This is a genomic window from Spiroplasma endosymbiont of 'Nebria riversi' (assembly GCF_018831625.1).
Lineage (GTDB): Bacteria > Bacillota_I > Bacilli_A > Mycoplasmatales > Nriv7 > Nriv7.
In genome coordinates, this window is record NZ_CP065193.1 from 413,772 (window position 1) to 436,773 (window position 23,002).

The window sequence follows — 23,002 nt, forward strand, 5'->3', positions numbered from 1 at the left end:
AAATTTAAAATTTTATAAAAGATGATGAAAAATGGTGATATAAGTGAGTTTTAAATTAATAAAAAAAGCAACATTAAAAGTTTGGTGAAATACTAAACGAGAAATAACATTGCGGTTATTAATAATTATTAATGTTGTTTTATTTTTATGCTTAAGTTATTTCATCGGTTTTGGTTGAGGACAAAATTTGCAAATTGATAAATTTATTATTGGTTTAATAGCGGATAGAAAATTTTTTAAAAATTCATATTATTTAGGACTAAGTAGTTGTGGTTTGACAGCATTTTTAACATTAATTACGCTTATTGTAATATTAAAAGTTAAAGAAGAAAATTTTTTGAAAACATGAGTCATCATAATTGCTGTCTTATGAATAATTTATTTTTTAATAGTTTTTACTATTAGTTTATTAAATAACTATTGACCACAATGATTATTAACTAGTTTTATTATTTTTAATTTAAATTTTCTTATTTTAGAAGTTAGTACCATTTGTTTATTTAAGGAAATAAAATATCAAAAAATTTTAAAGTTATCTTTTGAATATAAAAATGATAATAAAATTGGAGTAAAATAATGACAAAAAAAGCTAAAAAATCACAAAAGAAAAAAATAACGATTAGTAATAATCTTTATTTAAAATTATCAGTTTTTTTTTCAATTTTAATTATTATTAGTAGTACTGGTTTTACTATTTTTAAATCTTATGATTGGCCATTTGAATATAATCCTTATAATAAAGATTGGATTAATTTTTCAAAAGATATTGATAATATTTTTTTATCCGGCAAAGAACATAAATTTTTTGTTGCTGAAAAATCTAACGAACAAAATTTCTTAACAAAAGATTTAGCGAATTCAATTGTTAAAGAATTTAATGAACGTTCACTAGTTAATAGTTTATCTTTATTTAATTATAGTTTACGAAAAGAATTCTTAGATAAATTAAATATTAAAAAAGATGGTTTAAAGTTTTTTTATGAAGCAAAGGAAATTAAGTATCTGAAACTTTTGCCAGTTAGACATAATATGAATAGTTATGGTGTTGTTAATCTTAGTCATAATAACTATTGGTATAATTTAAAAATTAATTATTTATATCAAATAGTTATATATACTGATAAACATCCGAAACCAATAATTTTAAATAAAAGATCTTTATTTACTTATGAGATAAATAATATTGATATAAAAACATTAATCCAAAAATATGTTAAAAATTTCCCTAGTTTTTTTGATTTAAATAATTTTATAAATAATCATTTTCTTGAAATTTGTAATTATGATATTAATCATATTCATCAACATTTTCAAAATCAACTTGAATTTAAGGTATACTATAATACGCAATATATTAATATTTTAAAGCAGTTAGATAGTTTTAGCTTTAATAAACAAAATTTATTGTATATTAAACTAAGAAACTTACAAGTTAATTTATCAAAAACAAATATTAATTTTAATATTAAGGAATTACCTAAATATGAAGGAAGAAAACAAATTGATAATAACCCCAGTTTACCACCAACTTTTTTGGGAACAATCCTATTAACTGTTAATGATCAGCAATTAGAAGTAAAATTTAAGTTTCAACCACAAGAAATTATTATTTTTGAATCTGAGGCTGACAATGTTGCGAATTTAAAAATGAATACAGGAGAAGTTAAATAATGGTGTCAAAAGAAAAAAAATTATTTAGTTTTAGTGAACAATTCCCAGAATTTGATAAACTAGAACAAGAATATAATGCTTCACCGCCAACTGAGAAATTAAATGAATTAGATGAACAACGATTTCAATATGTTAATCCGCTTCAAAATAGTTTGTCGCAACGAAAAATGTATTGAGATTCGAAATCGGAAAGAGGTGCTCGGATTTTAATTATTTTCGCACAAATTTGTTTAGTAGTTATTTCGTATTTTTTTGGTCGCGATATTCTTGGGCAATCAATTTTATTATTAGCTGATCAATTAGATTTTCAATTTATTACAGATTTAGAAGTATCATTTGATAAAATAATTGGAATAATTTTTTTAACTTTATCGACATTATATTCATTATTATATTTTATTCCTATGGCCGTTTGTCGGCGTGCGGGCACTATTTTTGGTTGAGCAATAGCATATATTATTTTTGCTGTTTTTTATTTTTTAATAATGATGGTTTTTATTGTAATGGCTTTAGTAGTTTTTTCTAGTTTTAAATTAGTCGCGACTAATTTAGCAATTTATTTAACAATGATTTTTATTTTAGTAGTAATATGAATTGTTGGTGCTGCGGTGTTAATTGTCAAAGCTGATGATATTAAACAACAAATAAGTGTTGAATAAAAAGGAGAATGAAAATAATGGCAAACACAGAACTTAGGCAACGAATTTTAAAGTTAATGCAACAAGCATCAGTTGGTATTTTTGAGAAAGAAAATGTTTTTAAATTGGCAATATTGGCAATGTTAACTGGTGAATCAATTTTTCTTTTGGGAAAACCAGGCGTAGCTAAGTCATTAATTTCACGGCGAATGAAATATTTATTTTGCCAAGCCAATGTTTTTGAAAATTTAATGAATCGTTTTTCAACGCCAGAAGAAATTTTTGGACCAATTTCAATAACTGATTTACAAAATGGTATTTATCGGCGGTTAACAACAAATTATTTGCCAAGTGCGGATATTGTATTTTTGGATGAAATTTGAAAAGCTGGACCTTCAATTCAAAATACATTGTTAACTATTATTAATGAAAAAATATTTCGTAATGCGGGGAAGGATTATAAGGTACCATTAAAATTATTAATATCAGCATCAAATGAATTGCCAGAAGTCAATCAAGGATTAGAAGCATTATTTGATCGCTTTATTATTCGTTATGTGGTTCACGGTATTGCTAATGAAGAAAATTTTAATGCTATGATTGAATCAGCAACTAAATTAGATGTTATTGTTGATGAACAATTACAAATTACTAATAGTGATTATCATACTTGGTTACAAGAAATTGCTAAAGTAAAATTATCAGATTTGTCATTAAAGTTTATTTCTCGGTTTCGGAAAAAATTATATTTAGTAACTGCAGGTAAAGCATATATTTCTGATCGCCGTTGAAATAAGATTGCTTTTTTGATGAAAGCATCAGCTTTTTTTAATGCTCGTCTTGAAACTGATAAACCAGATTGAATTATTATTGTTCATTGTATTTGAGATACAGTAGAACAACAAAAAGAATATGCTAGTTTATTTTATGAAGTTTATACTAATGCATTAACATATGAGTTAAAAGAAAAACAAGAACAACTAGAAAATCGATTAGATAAATTAAATGAACAATTAAATAAAGTTCAATTAGAAAATATTAGGTTTTCAGTATATACTAATCCTTTTAAAGGTCAATTAGTTGGTAAATATCACCGCTTATTAGTAACAAATAAAGATTTGCCGATTTGTTTTCTTTCATTAGCTGATTATCAAAAAATTAGAAAAAATTTTGATAATTTTGAAATTATTAAATTATCTTTCGGGAAAACCTTAAATCAATTAAATCGTCATATTAAAGTCAATTTATCTTATCATACCGATAACAAGTTAATTGATAGCAAAAAAAATATTTATCCGATTGAAATTGAAGATTTAGAATCAACTTTAAATCAAGTTATAAAAATAACAAAAGAGGTTGATAAAACGGAAAAAGAAATTAAAAATTTAACAAAAGATTTTAAAAATGAAAAAGAACGTTTATGTTCTTTATCAGCAATATTTTTTGATGAACAGTATAAAATGATTTTAGATGTTGTTTTTAATGATTTAGAAACTATTGATGAAGAAAAATTTGATATTTTACAAATTAATTCATAAGAAAAAGAGTTGTTACAAATGATAAAGTTTTTAGAAAATGCTATTGATTTAGAATTAAAAAAGCAAATTTTACGATTAAAAGAAGTTGATAAAAATATAGCATCATTTCAAACTTTTAAAACTAATTTTAAATGATTGGCAACAGCATTTGATGATGCAATTAATCATTTTTATGCGAGTCAAATTGAATCAGAAATTATTTCTCAATCATTATCGGTTAACATTAAACAAGAAATTTATTTATATTATTGAATTCGTGAAAATGGCATTAAAGGTTTAAAAGATAATTATGAAAAAGTATATTTTACTTTAGAAAAGGTATTATCACCATTTGTAATGAAAATTAATTACTATCACTATCTTTTGAATGATAAAACGAAAGACTTACAACTTATTTTTCAAAATTTTATTAATAATTGAGAACAATTATTAATAAAGCGAGTTATTGATTTTAAATTAGCATCAATTAATGAATTAAGAAAAAAATATTTACGCGAAATATATGACCGCATTGAAGTTGTTAAAAAATTTCGTCGTTTATATGGATTTATTTGAAATTTTTTTGGTCGTTTTTGAGATGGTAATGTTAAAGAACTTGAAAAGTTAGATTTAACACAATTACAAAAATTGGCAAATTTTTTGCAGACTGATCCGGCAATTATGACAATTGCTAAATTATTAGGACGATTAAAAGGGCAATCTGATAAATTAGAAGTGGTAATTACTGAAAAGATTAATATTGAATATGAAATTCGTCCTGCTAGTAAATGACCAGAAGAAGTTATTGGGATTACCGAAAGTGCTGATTTAGAACATTTATTACCAACGGAACTAGTTAACTTAAATATTCCTAATTTACAACCAATTTTTTATAAAAAATTTCTTGAAAAAAAATTATCAACATTTGAATTTATTTCTAATGATGTAGTTAATGTTGAAACAATAACAAAAGAAAAAAGTAATCATCCACTTCCAGAAACTGATGGACCATTTATTTTGTGTATTGATACTTCAGCTTCAATGTGTGGCGAACCGGAATATATTGCTAAGGCATTAAGTTTAGCAATTGTTAAACTTGCTTTAAAGCAAAGGCGAGATTGTTATATGATTAATTTTTCTGATTCGTTAGAAGTATTTGATTTAACGACAGTTAAATCATCATTAAAAACTTTAGTTAAATTTTTATCACATTCATTTCATAGTAGTACGAATATAACTCCCGCTATTGTTCAAACTATTAATGTGATGAATCATAAAAAATATCAAAATGCTGATGTATTAATTATTAGTGATTTTTTAACAATTGATTTATCATCAAAAATAGTGAATCAAATTCAAGAACTTCATAATAATCGTAATCGTTTTCATTCAATAACTATTGGTAGTAATGGGAATGAACAAGTAACAAGATTTTTTGATAATAATTGAATATATGACCCGCAAAATCCTTTTACTAAAAATGATATTATTGCGGATTTAGAAATTAAAACCAGGAGTAAAAGTAGTGAATAAAAAAAATTTTTAATTTTGTCGAAAACTCTTGATAAAATAAAAAAAATTATCAACTTGATAATTTTAAAAGGCTTTTATGTAAAATTACTATTTTTACTTTAATTTTTTATACATTAAAATATAATACCGCTGTTTGTTGGTTTGGAGTTAAACCCTTATATTGGTATTTTCATTTTCAGAGATTTAAATAATTTTTAATATTAGTAAAACCTAAACCATGATAATGAATTAAGGCTTCTTTAAGACTAGATTGTAATTTACTGATTTTATTTAAGTTACGATAACTAGCTTCAGGATTAATTGTTGTTTTAGTTACACACAAAGTAGAATTTGTTTGTTTTGCTACTAAAAAATATAATTTTTGCATATCAGAAGTAATAATTGAATTTTGGTTAATTAATTCTTTGTTCATATTTTCAATGACTCATTGTTTTTGTAAACGTTTGGTGTTTGTGGATTTAACATAAATATTGTTATTATTATCAACTGCCATTTGAATACAACATTTAGTATTAGTCGCAAATGGATCAAGGTGAATTCTTCTTGGATCAGTTTTATGTTTGAAATTTCCTTTATTAATTTCTTTAATAAATGTTTCATCGATTTGTATTTTACCAGATAATTTTTTAAATTTTAATCGGGTATTTTCTAATTGTTTTAATCTCATTAATTTTTGACGATTATATCAAGCAGTTTTTAATGTAGTTTTAATAAAACGAGAAATTGTTTTACTAGATTGCCCCAACAATTAAATTTGAATCAATAAATTTCATTGTTCATAATTTAAATGACTTCAATAAATAAAATGATTACGAGAAGCGTCAAAATTTGCATGACAATTTTTACATAAATATTTTTGTTTTCCTTCTGAATTATGTCCATTTTTAACGCAATGGTGAGATTCACATTTAGGGCATCTAATACAATACCTTGTGCTCTAAATTTTTGATCAATTTCATTTAAACGTTTTTGTTTTTTTATTAATTCTGCTTGTTGTTTGACTTTTTCATAAAATTCTGAAAATTGATCATCTGTTAAAGTAGTTCTTGAATTATTTTTTCCATAATTATTATCCACCTCTATCATATTAAAAATATACCTAAAATTAAGTATATTCAATAAATATCAAGAGTTTTCTACAAAATTAAAAAAAATATTTAAGATCTAATTTTTTATAAAAAAGAGGAATTCATTGATATGAATAAAATTTAAGGCAATACTTTTTAAAAAATCATTTAGTTTAACTTTTTGTGGGTGCATACTATTATTATTTTCGTTACCATTGTGTGTTTTGATTGTTGATAATTCTAATAGTAACCAATTATTAAAAATTAATCTTGCATATATTTTAAGTCTTTCGCCACTAACTTCATCATCAAATGTGGCTTTGATAACTTTTTTGTTATGAGGATTTTTATTTTCTTTAGCAATTATTCCTTTTGTTTATTGAATGAAAAATGATCATCACTATTGACGATTAGCATCATTAATATTACTAATTTGTGTTATTACGATTATTAGCGTTACTAATGAGGGATTAAAAATTATGAATGTTTGAATGGTTTTATTCCTTTTGTAATTGGCATTACTTATGAATGCTATGAGTGATTGTTATTTGGATAGGTTACAATAAGTTGGGCCATATTTATGTGGACTTTAAAATAAAATAAAATTATTGATGAAATTTTAAGCACTTTTAAAATTAAAAGATCATTAAGCACTAAGGGGTGTCCTTATGATAATGCTGTTGCTGAAACAACTTACAAAACCTTTAAAATGGAATTTATTGAGGGTAAAAAATTTGAAAATTTAACATAATTAAAATACGAATTATTTGATTTTGTTAATTGATATAACAACATTCGAATTCACGGCAGCCTAAATTATTTAACGCCTGTTGAATTTAGAAAACAACAGTCTACATAAAAAGTGTCCTAAAAAGGGTTGCCGTACCAAATTAATAAAATTTACCAAACAATCAACATCCTTTCTCAAATTTGTAAAGTCTAATTAATACAAATTAATTATAAATCATCAAATAAGAATTTCTATCATTTTTTCAAAATATTGAATACTAATATAACGGACGCATAAAGTTTTGTTAGGCAGGTAAAGATTCGAATAAGTATTAAGACCATCGGCAATGATTGTCTTTTTATTTTATGAGGTGTTAAAATTTTGTTCTTTGAAAATTAAATACAAGTGAATTAATAATGTTGGTATCTATTAAAGCACGATAAATTGTGGGTGGTAGCCATAACCAAAAGAAGTTTACCAGTTGATAGATAACACCCTATTAGCTATAGCAATTTGTTTCGTTTTGCAATAAAAAAATGAATGGGTGGATTTCCTGAAAATATACACGCTATTAAATTAGTTCCAAGGGTAGGACACGGATATTAAAGTGTAGAAATTTCTATATAGGGGTATGTTAAGTTTAAAATTATTCAAATATTTATCTAATTAAAAAACAAAATTTAATAACAAGGCTTGTTAAGCGCTTACGTCTGCGATATATAAGTGTTTAAAAAACTAATTTAACTAACTTAGTTAATATAACTTAGTGTATCTATAATAAAGGTAACTTACTATGAAAAACATTGAAAACATTTTCTTAAATACTAAGAAATATCTTTTAAAAGAAACACAAAACGCAATGCTTATTAAATCACCAAAAATTCCGTGATTTAATGAACAAATCGGTATTTGGTTTCCAAAGCGATTTGTTTATAAAGGAAAATATGAAAATTCTATTTACATCGGAATAATAAAAGATAATAAATATCAAGTAATTTCAATTAATCAAAAAGAAAATGAAACCAAATTAATTAAGGGACAAGAATTATTCAGCTTCTTCATTGCCGAAAAAGAAAACAACAAAAAAGATATAAATTATAAATATTTTAAAGGAGTTTAAAAATGAATATTGCGATTGGATTAATATTTATTATTATCAGCATAATGTTATCGGCATATGTTGCTTATAAAATTTATGCCAAAATAAAAATTATAATTAAATATAAAAATGCCATTAATAATAATACTGGTAATTTCACGAAAGACGAAAAAATATTTATTGCCCGCTTTGAGGAATGAGTTAAAGCTCCTAATTCAAAAGAAAATAACGCGGATAAAAAATAATGTTTTGAAAAATTATCACGGAATTCTTAGAACTGTTTATTCCGATAGAAAAAATGCCTGCACAAGTTGCGTTTATTGCCGGATTAATTATTATCACCACTTTTCTTTTCGCATTAATTTCAATTATGTATTTACCAATAAAAATGATTTTTGGTAGATAAAAAATGACAGTAAATTTAAAAGAATTTAATTGAGAACAAATTAAACAAACTTTCTGAGATTTATTTATTCAAATTACAACTATTCCGGCTCATATTAGTGGTGGTAAAGAAATTAATTTAACCCGAGAAACACTTTGACTTTTAATAGCAAACATTGCTTTTTTATTCTTAACAGCGATTATGGTGTGATTTATTCTAATGCTACTTTGAAAAACCATATCAGTATTTAGATAGAGACAAAAGTAATGTCAAGAAGTTACATTGTGATACATTCCCAAAGAAATTCAAAATTAATTAGGAAAAAATACAATCGTGTTAAGGTTAATCGTGGTTTTAACAAATTTAAGAAAAACTTTGAATATAAATGATGAATGTTTTAAAAAGAAAGGGGGTGATTATATGTTTGTAACTTTCTTAGCAGGAGAGGCGCCAGCAACAGTAGAAAAAATAACAGCTAGTGGCGCAATGACTAAATTATGAAATGCAATTATAACGGCTTTTACTAAAATGTGAGAAATTATTGCTGTTAATATGCCACAAGTCGGTAACTTCTTTGCTGACTATTGAATCTTCATTTTTCCATTTATTTTAGCAATATTCTTTATTTGTTTTAAAATGTTTGAAAAATTACTTGGAGCGGTACGCTAACAAAAAAATAAAGTGAGGTGCAAGATGAAATTTTGCAAATGAATAATAGAAAAAAATAACCATTTTATTGAATTGAATCGCACCTCATTTTTAATTTTATGACATTGCGGAGCAATTTGATATATTTACAACGGTTATTTTAAAAACATTGTAAGCTATTTATTTTTAGCAGGTTGTATTTTAATTTTTCTTTTTAAAATCAGTAATTTAACACAAATTAACAAAGTTATTAATTTTTTAAAAAATTCACCATTAAATATTGTTATTGGTTCATTAGGAACTGGAAAAAATGCTTTTCTAGCATGCGCGTCGAAATTACTAAAAAAGAAAAAATATCATATCGCATCAACATTTCCATTACTAGAAACCCAAAAATTAAGTTTAGGTCGTATGGGATTATTAGACTTTGATTATCCGGTATTACCAGACAAAACCTTACTTTTATGGGATGAAACCAATTTATTTTTAGAAGGAACTGATTGAGAAAAAAATAATACCAAAAACGAAGAAACCGGTATTCAAGAATATTTCGCTCTAGCACGACATTTTGGTCATATTGTTCTCGCTAGCGGTCAAAGAGATAAACATATTTGAGTTAAAGTTCGTGATATTGCCAATAATGTGATTGTGGGCATTCGCAAAAAACCAGTTAATATTTTTCGTCCCTACTTAAAAGTCATCTATGGCACCTTTACGAGCATTGAAGAATATGAACGCTGACGAAACGCCTTAATTGATGCCAAAAATAGCAAAAAATGGGCGCCGCATTAAATGCCGCGATATTCCTGAACTTGATATTTATTTTTTTAAACTAAAAATTCCTTTACCAATACTTAACACTTACAATTATTTTTACCTAGCGTTTTTAAGAGATTACTTAAATTCAAAAGCATGGTATGGCAACCCTTTTTTGGACACTTTTTATGTAGACTGTCATTTTATTAAATTTAACAGGCGTTAAATAATTTAAACTGCCATGTATTCTACGGTTATTGTATCAATTAACAAAATCAAATAATTCGCATTTTAATTGTGTTAAATTTTCAAATTTTTTACCCTTGATAAATTCCCTTTTAAAAGTTTTATAAGTTGTTTCAGCCACAGCATTGTCATAAGGACAACCCTTCGCACTCAATGATCTTTTAATATTAAAGGTTATTAAAATTTCATCAATGATTTTATTTTTGAACTCATTACCATGATCAGTATGAAATAAAGTTATTTTATTTAATGGTCGTGTTATTTTATGAAAAGCTTGTTGAACTAGTTCAGCGGTTTTGTTTGGTCTGGCACTATAGCCAATTATTTCTCGATTAAAAAAGTTAATTAATAAACAAATATAATGTCATTTTCCTCAAACTTGCACATATGTTAAATCACTAACAACAACTTCATTAGGTTTTTTGTTATTAAATTGACGATTTAAAACATTACTAATTTGGTCATTATTAACCATTGTTTTATTATTACGATATTTTAATTTGGTGTATTTAGAGACCAAATTATTTTTGATCATAAGGAATCTGATTTTTCGACGTGATAAGATAATATCTTTTCTCATTAAAACAGCTTTAATTTTACGACTTTTATTAAATGCACTGATAACTTCTTATTCATAATTATTAATATCATACTTAACACAATTATTAGTTTGATAATAATATGTTGATTTTGCTATTTTTAATATTTGACACATTTTTAGCACGGAATATTTTTCTTTATTATTGTTAATAATTCCTATTTTTTGCCAATTATCAGCGCTACTTGCTTTAAAATGTCATTTTCCATTCGTAATTGTTGGTTTTCTTTTCGCAAGTAAATTAATTCATTTTCTTCAACAGTGTGATTATCTTGCACTTTAAATGACGCAAAATTATTAAAATTTTCAATTCACTGAGTATACGGCTGATTTTGAAATTTCTTATTCTTTAATAATTTCAACAATGCTTTTTCCGTTTTGATAAAGCGTGACAATTTGTTTTTTAAATTCATTTGAATATGAGTTTTTCCCCATTTTTATCTTCCTACTTTCTTAATAATTTTATTTTATTTGAAAGTCCACATAAATATGGTCCAAATTATTGTAACCTATCCAGTAAATCCTGACTATGAAAATAAATACTATACTGACACCGCAATTGATTTAGAAGACTTAGAATACTTAAAAATGGATAAATTTAGCAAATTTTTAAGAAAAATGAAAGAAAAGGAATAATAAAAAATGGAAAATCTCGCAAAAATGGCCGACTTTCTCGCTCAAATGCTTTATAAAGTTTTTGAATTAATTTGAAGTTTAGAAGTACCAGGAACAAATATTCAACTAATATTTTCTTTATTCTTAACGCTGGCTGTAGAATTTATTATGGCAATTATTCTTGGATTTGGTAGTCAACAAGTTAATTTAGAAAAACAACGCCAATATGCGTTTAAAAATAAGGGGCGTTTAAGTGCGCGAGGAAAAGTTAAAAAACAAATAAAACCAATAAAACCAAAGCAAGGTAACTAACAATGTTTAAACTAATTATTATTTTTATCTTAATAACTGTTCTTGGATTATTAGCTGGTAGTCATTTTGAAACTTTAACAAAATATATTAGCGGAGGCCTTACCAATTTCCAAAAATTTATTACTAGCAATTTAACAATTTTAGAACTATTTAAACCAATGGCACGAACATTTTCGCAACACCCAATCTTTACCATTCTTGGTGTCACTTCTGTACTTATTGCTTTATTTATTGTGATTAAAGCACGATAAAAAATATGAAAGAAAAATTAAAATGAAAAAATTTTTAGGGAAATTATTTAAAAAAGATAATTCAAAAGAAAAAATGCCATTAAAATTAAGAATTAAAAACTCTTTTAAAAAGCAGTGGTTAAAAATAGTATTAAGTATCATTTTCATCTTTATAAGCTTATTAATTTTTGCATTAACAGTAATAGATACTAAATGAATAACTGGAACAAGTGACGAATTTAATGATTTTATGAATAAAGAAATGGTTAAATTCTTTGACAAGTTCAATAGTGGTATTATGTTGGCAGGAATATTTGTTTTTTGATGATGCAGAGCAATGTATTTTGCACTTAAATTTGAAAAATTAATCCGCTTTATTATTCAAAAAATTAAAGTAAAAAGAGCCTTGAAAAATGAAATCAAACAAACTCATTAATTCTTTAAAAAAATATTGATGGAGAATTTTACCTTACATTTTTATGATTGCTATCTTTTTCATTCCATTTTTAAAATTGGAAATTAATGATTTGAAATTATTATATGAAAAATTTGAAGCATTAATTTCACTTATGATACTAGGTTATTTAGATATATGCATTACAATAGCGATAATTATGAACTGTAGCATTGAGTAACTTATTGAAAAAATCAAAGCTAAAAGAATAATAAAAAATAAAATATTTTAAAAAGGAGTGATAAAAATGTTTATGGAAATATTTACCGTGTTAATTATTAGTTTCAATAACATTTTTATCACTCCTCAAAACATTAACAATGATGAAATAACAACACAATCACTAATTAGAAATAAAAGAGAAAGCGAAAAAACTTATGTGTTAAATTTATCAAATGTTAAAATTCAAATTACATATAACTATAACGATAAATATGAAATAGATTTTTATAACATCAAAAAAGAAGAAATTATTAATATTCCAAAATGATTAAAATATGATGGAACTAGTAGTTGCGAAGAAAATTGAAGACCTAATTGTGGTTTAAAAAGTTTACATTTTGAGAAAAATGATATAGTATGAGACGGGCTTAAAAGATTAAAAATTACAATAAAAAATGACAAAATGTTTGATAAAACAGAATTTATTGCCTCAAATATTCATGTTAAAATTGCTAATGAAACAATTGCTAATCCAATAAAAATATTATCTTTTAAAGCAGAAACACAAACCAAACCAACAACTGATATTGATTTACCAGAAGCAACCACCAGATTTGATGGAACCCATAACTATAAAGATATCATTGATAATCTTGACTATTTAATGATTCGCCGTGGTGATTTTGACAAATTTAATTATTCTTATCTTTATTGAACGCTGGTATTCAATTTCATTGACACTTTAGAAAAAGGTTGCTATAAAGAATTCGCCATTAAAAATCACGGCTTTAAAGATGAGAGCTATTTTTATCATAAAACTTCTAGTGATGAGAGTGTTTTAAAAATTAAGGCATTTAACAAAACCCTAATTGCTGGAAACAATTATTTACAATTACTACACGGTGAGGCTGAGATCTGAAAATATAACACCAAAAGTACTAACGATTACTACCTAATTAAGTACCCTTTTTGGAACCTTAAATTATCTCAATGTTAAATTTAGTTTTTTACGCTACGATCCCGAATTAAGGAACGACATTTACCTTTATTTTAAAAACAAAATTTCTAGTATTAACAATAGCGATTACAAAAATGTTTTTAACGAAATCTACGAAGTTCTTGGTAATTTCTTTGCTAGTTTATTTTATGCTACTTTTGATATGGACGAGAAAACTCATACCAAAATTGATTTTAAGGGAGTAGATAATTACAACAAAGATTACTTTATTCAAATCGGTTTCTTTTATCGTTCGTTAATTACCTTTTATCCCAAAAAATATTTAATTAATGTTACTGGTAATTCGGAATTATTACTAAGAAGTTATTTCTTTACTTTTGATAAAAAAACGCACCAAGATAATTTTAATGCTATTAAAAATAATAACAGTATCTATCAAATTGAATTTAATGTCCTTAAATCTTATGATAATAAACTCATCGCCTTACCAACCAACAAAACCGCTAACAGTATTAATTATCTCAATACTGACATTGATATTCGTTATGGTATTAATATTTTTACCTTAACTTTTCCACTTTATCACGAAGGTAATGCCTATAACTACAATTTTAAAATTTATGACTTTAATGTTTTAAATTCCACAGCGTTTATTCCTGATGGTTCAAATAACAGTGAATGAGACGAATTAATTACGCCGGCAAATTGCAAATATTCAGGGCGGTGAATACCAACATTTAATGATATTGGTTGTGCAACTCAGAATGCTAGTATTAAAATAATAAATTGAATGCTGACCGCTTCACAAGTCATTACCATTTTACGACCGCTAGCAATTATTGCGAAAGCAACAGTTAACTTTTAAACTGCTATTTTTCCAGTTTTTAACACAGTACCGGCTTTTTATTACACATTTCAATTTTTAATCGGTTTTGCCATTTTTCTAATGATATTAAGAATTTTTGTATAATTATATATATATATATATATTGAAAAAATAAAACAAAGGAGTTAAAAAATGAAAATTTTAAGTATAATGGCTATTTTAGGATTAACAATATTACCCGCAACTGCTTGTTCAAACAAAAAAAACAATTGTCACCGACCGAACCGCTAATAATTAACGAATTAAATTTATCAAATGTTAAAATTCAAATTACATATAACTATAACGATAAATATGAAATAGATTTTTATAACACCAAAGAAGAAGAAATTATTAATATTCCAAAATGATTAAAATATGATGGAACTAGTAGTTGCGAAGAAAATTGAAGACCTAATTGTGGTTTAAAAAGTTTACATTTTGAAAAAAATGATATAGTATGAAACGAGCTTAAAAGATTAAAAATTACAATAAAAAATGACAAAACGTTTGATAAAACAGAATTTATTGCCTCAAATACTCATGTTAAAATTGCTAATGAAACAATTACTATTCCAATAAAAATACTATCTTTTAAAGCAGAATTAAAAAATAATTAAACTGTAAAATGGGGAGGGTTGGGAACTGTGCAATTAACTGTGTCTCTAAGTGATTAACTTAAATTCACTCTGTCCTCAAATTTTATCATTAAATGTGAAATTGCACTACCCCAATTTTGAATTGACATCGTTCATTTCTTAATCATATTTTGAAATGCTAAATAAAATATTTTAAAAACTGATGCGTCATTAGGAAAAATATTTTTATTCTTAATAACTAAACAATTTTTTCATTTTTTCAAAATAGAAAGGATGATAAAAAATGAAAAATGACAATTTAATTAAATTGTCATTTTAAATATTTATTTATATTACAAATTTTTTATTCTATTTCTCCTGCAACATTTCCGGCAAGGCCACTATAAAGTACCGCCTTTAGCAAGTACTTTATAAGAATTTGCTAAATTATTTATTCTGTTTTCTAAATAATTAAGTTTTAATTCTATATTTTTAATTTTTAATTTCTAACTTATAAATTTTATTTGAATCACGCCCCCAAACCAAAAATAATGTATCTGACATTTTATAAAATGAGAATACTTTTATATCTCCACTTAAATTTGTTCAAATTGGATTACTTTGATTTGAAAAATCTAAATGTCAAATAGTTGAAGGCCCTAAATCGGGGATCCATTCTAAAAACATAAATTTATTATTAGATAAAAATCAACTTAATGATCCTTGTTTACCTAAATCATTTCATATTGGATTTTTTGGATTTGAAAAATCTAAATATCAAAGTTTATTCGTATTATATTCCAAAATTAAAGCCGTTGTGCTTGAAATAATAGTAATTGCATTGTTTGCATTTTTACCCAAGTCAGTTCAAACAGGGTTATATGGATTTGAAAAATCTAAATATCAAAGTTTTTGAGTATTTTTTTACATAATAAAAGTTATGGCACTAGAAACACGACCATATCAAGGAGGATTCATAATATTTTTTCCTAAGTCAACCCATCTTTCGCTAGCTGGCTTTGTTACATCCAAATAATAAAGCTCATTGGTATCTTTTTCTAAAATAATAAAAACTGTATTTGACATTTGAGCAGGACCGAAAGTTACTTTTTTACCTACGTCAGTTCAAACAGGGTTATATGGATTTGAAAAATCTAAATATCAAAGTTCATCAGTTTTAAATTCTTGAACAATAATACTTGTATTTGAAACTTTAATAGTTGACCCACTTTGTTTTCCTAATTCAACCCATATTTCGCTAGCTGGCTTTGTTACATCCAAATAATAAAGTTGTTGATTATTTGTGGAAACAATACTAATTGTATTTGATATTACTGTTGTTAAACCCCCAAATGTTTTTTCTAGATCAGTTCAAATTGGTGTAATTTCAATTTTATTTTGATAACTATCAATTATTATTGGTTTATTTTTGCTTTTTTTATATCTTTGTAAATAATTAATTTCATTTTTTGTTAAAACTGGAACATTTCCAACAAGCCCTGTCATTCCGCTTCCTGTTATTGTTGTAGTTCCTAAGATTCCTAATATTTTTTTCATTAATATCAAATCCTTTTCACAAATTTTTACTAATTAATAAAAATTTAATAAACAATCAACATCCTTTCTCTAAATCTGAGCCTAGAATCTTTCTTGCTTTGGAATTTCCTTATACACCAACAAATAAAAATTTCTACTTTTTCAGGTCATTAAATATGAAAAAATTTAATAACAATTTTATATTTAATTCTTGATATCCTTATTTTTTATCATAAAGTTATGAGTATTTTGTTCTAGCGAATTTTATTAAATAAATATGAATAAAATTAATATAATCATTCAAACGAATTTATAAAATAACAATAAATTTTTAGAAAAACATTTATCTTTAAAAAAGAAAAATAAGTTAACTAAATTTAACTTAGTTAAAATTACTACCAAGAAAGGTAATTTATTATGTTAAAAATTAATAATAATGTAAAAACCTTAGAAAACAAGCATTGGTTCAGTTTATTTACAACCCATAAAAATATGTACACTAACAAATGTGAACAACTAGCTAATGAATATGAAAAATTAGATGAATACTTATATAAATATCATTATCGGTTAAAACAAGGTTATAAAGTATTTCATTTTGCTTTAAGAACAATTATTACAATTTTTGGTGAAGTTACTTTTAAACGACGCCGATATAAATATTGAAATCAAAAATCAGGTAAATTTGAATACGTATGTTTGGTAGATAAAGAAATTGGTCTATTATCCAAACAACGCATTTATTTTGATATCCAATTTAAAGTTTTAAGTCTTTTGGGCGATGGTAAACGCTATCGCGATGTTTTAGATGCTCTAAATCATTGTTATATTTCAAAAGCTAGTATTTCAAATATTTTAAATAAATATGATATTGCTGAATATTTCCAACTAGCAGAGAAAGAAACTAAAACTAGAATTGATGTCAAAAATAAGGATTTATATATTCAACTAGATGAGACCTTTTTAGCGACATTAGATCATAAAGTTAAACAAGACCAAAGAATTCGTTTAGTTACTTTTCATACCGGACATAAAGAAAAAAATTACAAAAATGCTCGTAGATAATTAGAAAACAAACGAGGTCGTTTTCTAATGTTAAAAGTTGGTAAACGAATAAATACAATGTATTATCGTGATTTATTAATTAAGGAATTACAAAAACATTATGTGAATATTAATTATGACAGAATAATTGTTTGTGACGATGGTGCTACTTGAATTAGAGAAATTGCCAATAGTTTTGGTAATGTTAGATATATTTTAGATGGTTATCATGCTATTAAAAAATTAAAACAAACTGCATTTAATATTATTTTTGAAAATCGTAAAGTAACACTAAATAGTTGAATTAAATTATATAAGGGTGGAAATCATCAAGAATTAATCAAAAACATTCGTAATGTTGCTAAAAATTAATTAAATAAAGATATTAAAATAAATTTAAGAAAGGCTAGTAGTTATTTCAGTAATAATAAGCATGGCATTCATAATCAAAATTTAGAATGAAATATTGGTTGTAGCATTGAAAGTGATGTGTCGCATTTGGTAAAACAACAATTAGGATATGGGGCGAAAATATATAATCATAAGAATTTAAATAACTTATTACATTTAAGAATGGCAAATTTAAACAAATTAAATGTATTACATTACATTAATAAAAATATTAATTCAGAAATAGAAATCAGAAAAGAAATATATAAAAATTCATTATGAAATAAATATAATAATAAAAATGATGATAGTTGAATTAACTACAAAGGTAATGCTGTAACAAATAAATATAATAGATTTAATTAAGTAAAAATATTAGTTAAAATTTAATAAAATTAATAATTTTTTATTGTTTAAAAATTCAATAATATGATAAAATGGTAATGAATAAAAATGACAATAACGAGAAAGGTGTGGTTAGTTTAGTAATTAAATAATATAATTAGTTGATTGTTTTACTTCTTCAAAGCAATACCTAAGAAAACTAAACGCTACCCCTTAAAATATTATTTTGACATTTAAACGGATTAATGTTACCATTTATATTGGCAAAAAAGAAAGGAGTTAATGTAATGAAAATGATAATAATTACCAATAATTCTTTTCTTAAATTAATTCCAGTTTTTAGCACTTAAATATAAATATTTAAGTGCTTTTTAATATAGAAAGGAAGCGGACATGGCTCAAAATTTACTTTTAACAGCATCACAAAAACCGCAAAATTATTATCAATGGTTTTTATTTTCTTGTCAGCATGTTTTTGCAATGTTTGGCGCGAATATTTTAGCACCATTAGTTATCAATAATATTTCCGGTCAAATGATAATTACTACTTCAATGGCATTATTTGCTTCGGGATTAGGAACCTTAATTTATATATTAGTTACTAAGGCAAAAGTTCCAGTATATTTAGGTTCTTCTTTTGCATATATGACAACTATAGGCACATTATTAAAAATAACGGATCGGACTAGCAATGGTTCTGTTTTTTTAGCGTTATTTTTTGTTGGTTTAGGATATATGTTAGTTGCTTTAATTATATATTTTATTGGTAATAAGTGAATTAATAAAATCTTACCACCCGTAGTAATTGGACCAATGATTATTATAATTGGTTTATCGGCGGCAGGAATTGCTATTAATAATTCAGGTTTAAATCCTCCAAATTGATTAAGTGAAAAAGAGTTTTATCCTTACTGAATAGCAATTTTAATTGCAGGAATTACTTTATTGGCAATTATTAGTTTTAATATTTTATGTAAAGGAATTTTTAAGGTAATTCCGATTTTATTGGGAATGATTGTTGGATATTTAGTCGCATTAATATTTCATTTTAGTAGTAGTTATGAAATTATTAATACATCTTTACTTACAAATATTAATAATTGAAGCTGACACCCTTGAAATAAAAGTGTTTTTAAAGGAATTTGAAACATTAATAATAAAATATTAGTTACTGCTATTTTTAGTTTATTACCATTAATATTTATTACGATTGCTGAGCATATTGGTGATCATATAAATATTGGTCAAATTACAGGAAATAATTATTTAAAAAATCCGGGATTACACCGGACATTATTAGGTGATGGTTTAGCTACTTCGGTGTCAGCAATTATTGGGGGCCACCTAATACAACATATAGTGAAGATGCTTCGGTTATTTCAATTACTAGAATGGGTTCTGTTTGGGTAACTGGTGGAGCGGCATTAATCGCAATTGGGGTTTCATTTTTAGCTCCGGTTACGCAAATAATAACGATGTTTCCCAAACCCATTATGGGAGGAGTAGGAATTTTTCTTTTTGGATTAATTGCTACTAATGGCATTAAAGTATTATTTGATAATCAAGTAAATTTAAATGATATGAAAAATATATTTGTTATTGGTATTGTGCTAATTTTAGCCATTGTTCAAGCTGTTATGAATATTGCAGATGGTTTAAGATTAACAGGTATGTCATTATCTTCAATTGTTGGTATTATTTTAAATTTATTATTGCATAGTAATTTATGAATTAAACTTAAAATTTTATTAAATAAGGAATAATCGTATTTAAATTTATTCTTGTGTTGTATCTTAAAGTTATATTGGAGAGGTTACAAGTAAGTTGGATCATATTTATGTGGACTTTCAAATAAAATAAAATTATTAAGAAAGTAGGGGGATAAAAATGGGGAAAAACTCATATTCAAATGAATTCAGAAAATGACAGTCTACATAAAAAGTGTCCAAAAAAGGGTTGCCATACCTTATTGTAACTAAAAAATCCGGAAATTTAATAAATGCAAAATTGTTAAACTATGGCATTTTTAGTTGCAAAAAAATTAAAAGCAGATATAATTTAAAATGATTGAATTAAACAATTGCCTAGTTAGCTCAGTTGGTAGAGCACCCGGCTGTTAACCGGTAGATCGTAGGTTCAAGCCCTACACTAGGCGCCATTTTAGGGCCCGTTGGTGAAGCGGTTAACACACACGCCTTTCACGCGTGCATTCACGGGTTCAAATCCCGTACGGGTCACCATTAAGTGATATAAATAATCTAACTTTAAAATAAAGTTTTTTATTTTTGTAGAAAACTCTTGATATTTATTGAATATATTTAATTTTAGGTATATTTTTAATATGATAGAGGCGGTAATAATTATGGGAAAAATAATTCAAGAACTAGTAAATACTTTAACAGATGATCAATTTTTAGAATTTTATGAAAAAGTAAAACAACAAGCAGAATTAATAAAAAAACAAAAACGTTTAAATGAAATTGATCAAAAATTTAGAACACAAGGTATTTAAATGCCCTAAATGTTAATCTTGCCATGGCGTTAAAAATGGACATAATTCAGAAGGAAAACAAAAATATTTATGTAAAAATTGCCGTGCAAGTTTTGACGCTTTTCGTAATCATTTTATTTATTGAAGTCATTTAAATTATGAACAATTAAATTTATTGATTCAAATTTCATTGCTGGGGCAATCTAGTAAAACAATTTCTCGTTTTATTAAAACTACATTAAAAACTGCTTGATATAATCGTCAAAAATTAATGAAATCAAAACAATTAGAAAATACCCAATTAAAATTTAAAAAATTATCTGGTAAAATCCAAATCGATGAAACTTTTATTAAAGAAATTCATAAAGGAAATTTCAAAAATAAAACTGATCCACGAAGAATTCACCTTGACCCATTCGCAACTAATACTAAATGCTGTATTCAAATGGCAGTTGATAATAATAACAATATTTATGTTAAATCCACAAATACCAAACGTTTACAAAAACAATGAGTTATTGAAAATATGAACAAAGAATTAATTAACCAAAATTCAATTATTACTTCTGATATGCAAAAATTATATTTTTTAGTAGCAAAAAAAATTCTACTTTATGTGTAACTAAAACAACAATTAATTCTGAAGCTAGTTATCGTAACTTAAATAAAATCAGTAAATTACAATCTAGTCTTAAAGAAACCTTAATTCATTATCATGGTTTAGGTTTTACTAATATTCAAAATTATTTAAATCTCTGAAAATGAAAATACCAACATAAGGGTTTAACTCCAAACCAACAAACAGCGGTATTATATTTTAATGTATAAAAAATTAAAGTAAAAATAGTAATTTTACATAAAAGACTTTTAAAATTATCAAGTTGATGATTTTTTTTATTTTATCAAGAGTTTTCGACAAAATTAAAACATTACTTTCATATTCTTTTTACAAAAATAAAAAATAGCAATCTTAATTGCTATAAAATATTTTCATTTTTATTTAATTAATCATTTTCATATATTTCCATTTTTTGCTGTTATATACATAATTTTTTTATCAATAATCAGCGAGGTTATTGAATAATTAATAACTTCACTAAAAATTTTTCTTGCTTGTTTTTTTGGATCATTAAGCTCAATTACAAATAAGCCCCCACTTCCTCCAACATAAAGTTTATCATTTATAGCAATTAAACTTCAAACTGCACAATTAATGCTCTTAATTTCTATAGGTTTTTTATTGGAATCATCTAAATCTAATTCATATAATTTCCCATTTTCTAGAGTAGAATATCAAGAATTTCTTGTATGAAAGTAAAGTTTATTTTTCACAACATACGAAGTATAAATAGTATCAAATTCATTATCTTTGTCATCTTTTTCTTTAAAAACAGAAAAATTATTAGTTTTTATATTTAATTTATAAATTTTACCTTTACTTTGATCATAATTTGTTTGTAATCCAATATAAAAATTATCTTTATAAAAAGAAATTGTTTCAAGTCGAATTTTTTCATATGGAATATTATCTGGAATAATAGTATTTTTATTAGGTTGTTTTTTTGGATCATTAAGCTTAATTACATATAAACCATTATTTCCTCCGACATAAAGTTCATCATTTACAACAAGTAAACTATCAACTCAATTGCTTATCCCTTTTATTTTTTCAGGTTGTTTTTTTGGATCATTAAGATTAATTACATATAAACCATCATACTTTGTTCCGGCATAAAGTTCATCATTTACAATAAGCAAACTTCAAATTTCATCATTAATAACTTTAATTTCATTAAGTTTTTTATTCGGATCATTTAAATCTAATTCATAAAACTTTTTTTCGTCATCTTTTGTCCCGCTTACATAAAGTTTATTATTTCAAATTGCTGATTTATAAAATACATTATGTTTATCATAAAATAAGCTCTCTAAATTATTTTGTTGTGGTAGTTTATTTGTTTCAGATTTACCATTACAAGCAACTAAACTTGTTACATTTGATCCTACTAATGTAATTGCACCTAAAGTACTTAGAAATTTTTTCATAATATTTTATCCTTTATTAATTTTAAATTTATATTCTTACATCTTATCATAAATTAATAAATTAATTTCTCCCTTTAAGGGACGCATA

At 24.9% G+C, this 23,002-nt stretch carries 28 protein-coding genes, 2 tRNA genes and 4 pseudogenes; 27 read left to right on the forward strand and 7 right to left on the reverse strand.

Going from position 1 to position 23,002, the window contains the following annotated elements:
• Nucleotides 1-43 precede the first annotated feature (43 nt).
• The 5 genes from I5Q57_RS02790 to I5Q57_RS02810 are packed head-to-tail and all read left to right on the forward strand — an operon-like array spanning nt 44 to nt 5,359.
• Nucleotides 44-577, forward strand: coding sequence for a hypothetical protein (locus I5Q57_RS02790; RefSeq protein WP_215826707.1), 534 nt, complete (start codon nt 44-46; stop codon nt 575-577).
• Nucleotides 577-1,671 carry a hypothetical protein gene (locus tag I5Q57_RS02795; protein WP_215826708.1) on the forward strand — a complete coding sequence of 365 codons (1,095 nt, stop codon included), beginning with the start codon at nt 577-579 and terminating at the stop codon, nt 1,669-1,671. The genes I5Q57_RS02790 and I5Q57_RS02795 overlap by 1 nt, the downstream gene beginning before the upstream one ends.
• Nucleotides 1,671-2,330, forward strand: coding sequence for a hypothetical protein (locus tag I5Q57_RS02800; RefSeq protein ID WP_215826709.1), 660 nt, complete (start codon nt 1,671-1,673; stop codon nt 2,328-2,330). The genes I5Q57_RS02795 and I5Q57_RS02800 overlap by 1 nt, the downstream gene beginning before the upstream one ends.
• 17 nt (nt 2,331-2,347) lie before the next feature.
• On the forward strand, nt 2,348-3,847 hold the full coding sequence (locus I5Q57_RS02805; RefSeq protein ID WP_215826710.1) for an AAA family ATPase: 1,500 nt from the start codon (nt 2,348-2,350) through the stop codon (nt 3,845-3,847).
• Between the two features lie 18 nt (nt 3,848-3,865).
• Nucleotides 3,866-5,359 (forward strand): VWA domain-containing protein, encoded by a 1,494-nt coding sequence (locus I5Q57_RS02810; protein ID WP_215826711.1) that lies wholly within the window; start codon nt 3,866-3,868, stop codon nt 5,357-5,359.
• 106 nt (nt 5,360-5,465) lie between these two features.
• On the opposite strand, the gene I5Q57_RS02815 is transcribed toward I5Q57_RS02810, so the two are convergent.
• Both I5Q57_RS02815 and I5Q57_RS10025 read right to left on the reverse strand, forming a co-directional pair.
• Nucleotides 5,466-6,104: a transposase gene (locus tag I5Q57_RS02815; RefSeq protein WP_215826712.1), complete on the reverse strand. Its 639-nt coding sequence runs from the start codon at nt 6,102-6,104 to the stop codon at nt 5,466-5,468.
• A 3-nt stretch (nt 6,105-6,107) separates the two neighbouring features.
• Nucleotides 6,108-6,281, reverse strand: coding sequence for an IS1/IS1595 family N-terminal zinc-binding domain-containing protein (locus I5Q57_RS10025; protein ID WP_215827040.1), 174 nt, complete (start codon nt 6,279-6,281; stop codon nt 6,108-6,110).
• A gap of 369 nt (nt 6,282-6,650) precedes the next feature.
• Here I5Q57_RS10025 and I5Q57_RS02825 point away from each other — a divergent pair, with 369 nt between their 5' ends.
• From I5Q57_RS02825 to I5Q57_RS02850, 7 genes and pseudogenes are all read left to right on the forward strand, one after another.
• Nucleotides 6,651-6,938, forward strand: coding sequence for a hypothetical protein (locus tag I5Q57_RS02825; protein ID WP_215826713.1), 288 nt, complete (start codon nt 6,651-6,653; stop codon nt 6,936-6,938).
• An 86-nt stretch (nt 6,939-7,024) separates the two neighbouring features.
• Nucleotides 7,025-7,285: pseudogene (locus tag I5Q57_RS09320) on the forward strand (IS3 family transposase); the annotation flags it as partial.
• A 664-nt stretch (nt 7,286-7,949) separates the two neighbouring features.
• Nucleotides 7,950-8,276, forward strand: coding sequence for a hypothetical protein (locus tag I5Q57_RS02830; RefSeq protein WP_215826714.1), 327 nt, complete (start codon nt 7,950-7,952; stop codon nt 8,274-8,276).
• A 2-nt stretch (nt 8,277-8,278) separates the two neighbouring features.
• Nucleotides 8,279-8,500: a hypothetical protein gene (locus I5Q57_RS02835; protein ID WP_215826715.1), complete on the forward strand. Its 222-nt coding sequence runs from the start codon at nt 8,279-8,281 to the stop codon at nt 8,498-8,500.
• Between the two features lie 164 nt (nt 8,501-8,664).
• Nucleotides 8,665-8,895: a hypothetical protein gene (locus tag I5Q57_RS02840; RefSeq protein WP_215826716.1), complete on the forward strand. Its 231-nt coding sequence runs from the start codon at nt 8,665-8,667 to the stop codon at nt 8,893-8,895.
• Nucleotides 8,896-9,060: 165 nt separating this feature from the next.
• Complete coding sequence (locus I5Q57_RS02845) at nt 9,061-9,309, forward strand: hypothetical protein (protein ID WP_215826717.1); 249 nt, start codon at nt 9,061-9,063, stop codon at nt 9,307-9,309.
• Nucleotides 9,310-9,333: 24 nt separating this feature from the next.
• Nucleotides 9,334-10,080 (forward strand): hypothetical protein, encoded by a 747-nt coding sequence (locus tag I5Q57_RS02850; protein ID WP_215826718.1) that lies wholly within the window; start codon nt 9,334-9,336, stop codon nt 10,078-10,080.
• A 106-nt stretch (nt 10,081-10,186) separates the two neighbouring features.
• On the opposite strand, the pseudogene I5Q57_RS02855 reads toward I5Q57_RS02850, so the two are convergent.
• Nucleotides 10,187-11,323 (reverse strand): annotated as a pseudogene (locus I5Q57_RS02855) (IS3 family transposase).
• Nucleotides 11,324-11,377: 54 nt separating this feature from the next.
• Between I5Q57_RS02855 and I5Q57_RS02860 the strand changes: the two are divergent.
• The 7 genes from I5Q57_RS02860 to I5Q57_RS02890 all read left to right on the forward strand — a co-directional run bounded on the left by I5Q57_RS02860 (nt 11,378) and on the right by I5Q57_RS02890 (nt 15,104).
• Nucleotides 11,378-11,524 (forward strand): hypothetical protein, encoded by a 147-nt coding sequence (locus I5Q57_RS02860; protein WP_215826719.1) that lies wholly within the window; start codon nt 11,378-11,380, stop codon nt 11,522-11,524.
• 6 nt (nt 11,525-11,530) lie between these two features.
• Nucleotides 11,531-11,815, forward strand: a complete 285-nt coding sequence (locus tag I5Q57_RS02865) for a hypothetical protein (protein WP_215826720.1) — start codon at nt 11,531-11,533, stop codon at nt 11,813-11,815.
• 2 nt (nt 11,816-11,817) lie between these two features.
• A complete protein-coding gene (locus I5Q57_RS02870) occupies nt 11,818-12,066 on the forward strand; it encodes a hypothetical protein (RefSeq protein ID WP_215826721.1) in 249 nt (82 codons plus the stop codon).
• A gap of 22 nt (nt 12,067-12,088) precedes the next feature.
• On the forward strand, nt 12,089-12,481 hold the full coding sequence (locus I5Q57_RS02875) for a hypothetical protein (protein WP_215826722.1): 393 nt from the start codon (nt 12,089-12,091) through the stop codon (nt 12,479-12,481).
• A 265-nt stretch (nt 12,482-12,746) separates the two neighbouring features.
• On the forward strand, nt 12,747-13,658 hold the full coding sequence (locus tag I5Q57_RS02880; protein WP_215826723.1) for a hypothetical protein: 912 nt from the start codon (nt 12,747-12,749) through the stop codon (nt 13,656-13,658).
• Between the two features lie 163 nt (nt 13,659-13,821).
• Nucleotides 13,822-14,484 carry a hypothetical protein gene (locus I5Q57_RS02885; protein WP_215826724.1) on the forward strand — a complete coding sequence of 221 codons (663 nt, stop codon included), beginning with the start codon at nt 13,822-13,824 and terminating at the stop codon, nt 14,482-14,484.
• Between the two features lie 209 nt (nt 14,485-14,693).
• Nucleotides 14,694-15,104, forward strand: coding sequence for a hypothetical protein (locus I5Q57_RS02890; RefSeq protein ID WP_215826725.1), 411 nt, complete (start codon nt 14,694-14,696; stop codon nt 15,102-15,104).
• Between the two features lie 53 nt (nt 15,105-15,157).
• Here the strand turns inward: I5Q57_RS02890 and I5Q57_RS10030 are convergent.
• From I5Q57_RS10030 to I5Q57_RS02900, 3 genes and pseudogenes are all read right to left on the reverse strand, one after another.
• Nucleotides 15,158-15,322: pseudogene (locus tag I5Q57_RS10030) on the reverse strand (IS256 family transposase); the annotation flags it as partial.
• 232 nt (nt 15,323-15,554) lie between these two features.
• Nucleotides 15,555-15,866, reverse strand: coding sequence for a hypothetical protein (locus I5Q57_RS02895; RefSeq protein ID WP_215826726.1), 312 nt, complete (start codon nt 15,864-15,866; stop codon nt 15,555-15,557).
• A gap of 120 nt (nt 15,867-15,986) precedes the next feature.
• Nucleotides 15,987-16,619 carry a hypothetical protein gene (locus tag I5Q57_RS02900; RefSeq protein WP_215826727.1) on the reverse strand — a complete coding sequence of 211 codons (633 nt, stop codon included), beginning with the start codon at nt 16,617-16,619 and terminating at the stop codon, nt 15,987-15,989.
• A 396-nt stretch (nt 16,620-17,015) separates the two neighbouring features.
• On the opposite strand from I5Q57_RS02900, the gene I5Q57_RS02905 reads away from it, so the two are divergent.
• The 8 genes and pseudogenes from I5Q57_RS02905 (at nt 17,016) to I5Q57_RS02945 (ending at nt 21,490) form a co-directional block, all read left to right on the forward strand.
• Nucleotides 17,016-17,663: a UPF0236 family transposase-like protein gene (locus I5Q57_RS02905; RefSeq protein ID WP_215826728.1), complete on the forward strand. Its 648-nt coding sequence runs from the start codon at nt 17,016-17,018 to the stop codon at nt 17,661-17,663.
• Between the two features lie 27 nt (nt 17,664-17,690).
• Nucleotides 17,691-18,014, forward strand: a complete 324-nt coding sequence (locus I5Q57_RS02910; protein ID WP_215826729.1) for a hypothetical protein — start codon at nt 17,691-17,693, stop codon at nt 18,012-18,014.
• 117 nt (nt 18,015-18,131) lie between these two features.
• Nucleotides 18,132-18,398: a hypothetical protein gene (locus I5Q57_RS02915; protein WP_215826730.1), complete on the forward strand. Its 267-nt coding sequence runs from the start codon at nt 18,132-18,134 to the stop codon at nt 18,396-18,398.
• A 459-nt stretch (nt 18,399-18,857) separates the two neighbouring features.
• Nucleotides 18,858-20,140: pseudogene (locus I5Q57_RS02920) on the forward strand (uracil-xanthine permease family protein).
• Between the two features lie 319 nt (nt 20,141-20,459).
• Nucleotides 20,460-20,535, forward strand: a tRNA-Asn gene (locus tag I5Q57_RS02930).
• Between the two features lie 6 nt (nt 20,536-20,541).
• A tRNA-Glu gene (locus tag I5Q57_RS02935) sits at nt 20,542-20,617 on the forward strand.
• A gap of 122 nt (nt 20,618-20,739) precedes the next feature.
• Complete coding sequence (locus tag I5Q57_RS02940; protein WP_215826733.1) at nt 20,740-20,889, forward strand: hypothetical protein; 150 nt, start codon at nt 20,740-20,742, stop codon at nt 20,887-20,889.
• 154 nt (nt 20,890-21,043) lie between these two features.
• Entirely contained in the window at nt 21,044-21,490 is a 447-nt protein-coding gene (locus I5Q57_RS02945) for a hypothetical protein (protein WP_215826734.1), read from the forward strand.
• A gap of 374 nt (nt 21,491-21,864) precedes the next feature.
• Here I5Q57_RS02945 and I5Q57_RS02950 read toward each other — a convergent pair whose 3' ends face one another.
• Complete coding sequence (locus I5Q57_RS02950; RefSeq protein WP_215826735.1) at nt 21,865-22,914, reverse strand: hypothetical protein; 1,050 nt, start codon at nt 22,912-22,914, stop codon at nt 21,865-21,867.
• Nucleotides 22,915-23,002 lie beyond the last annotated feature (88 nt).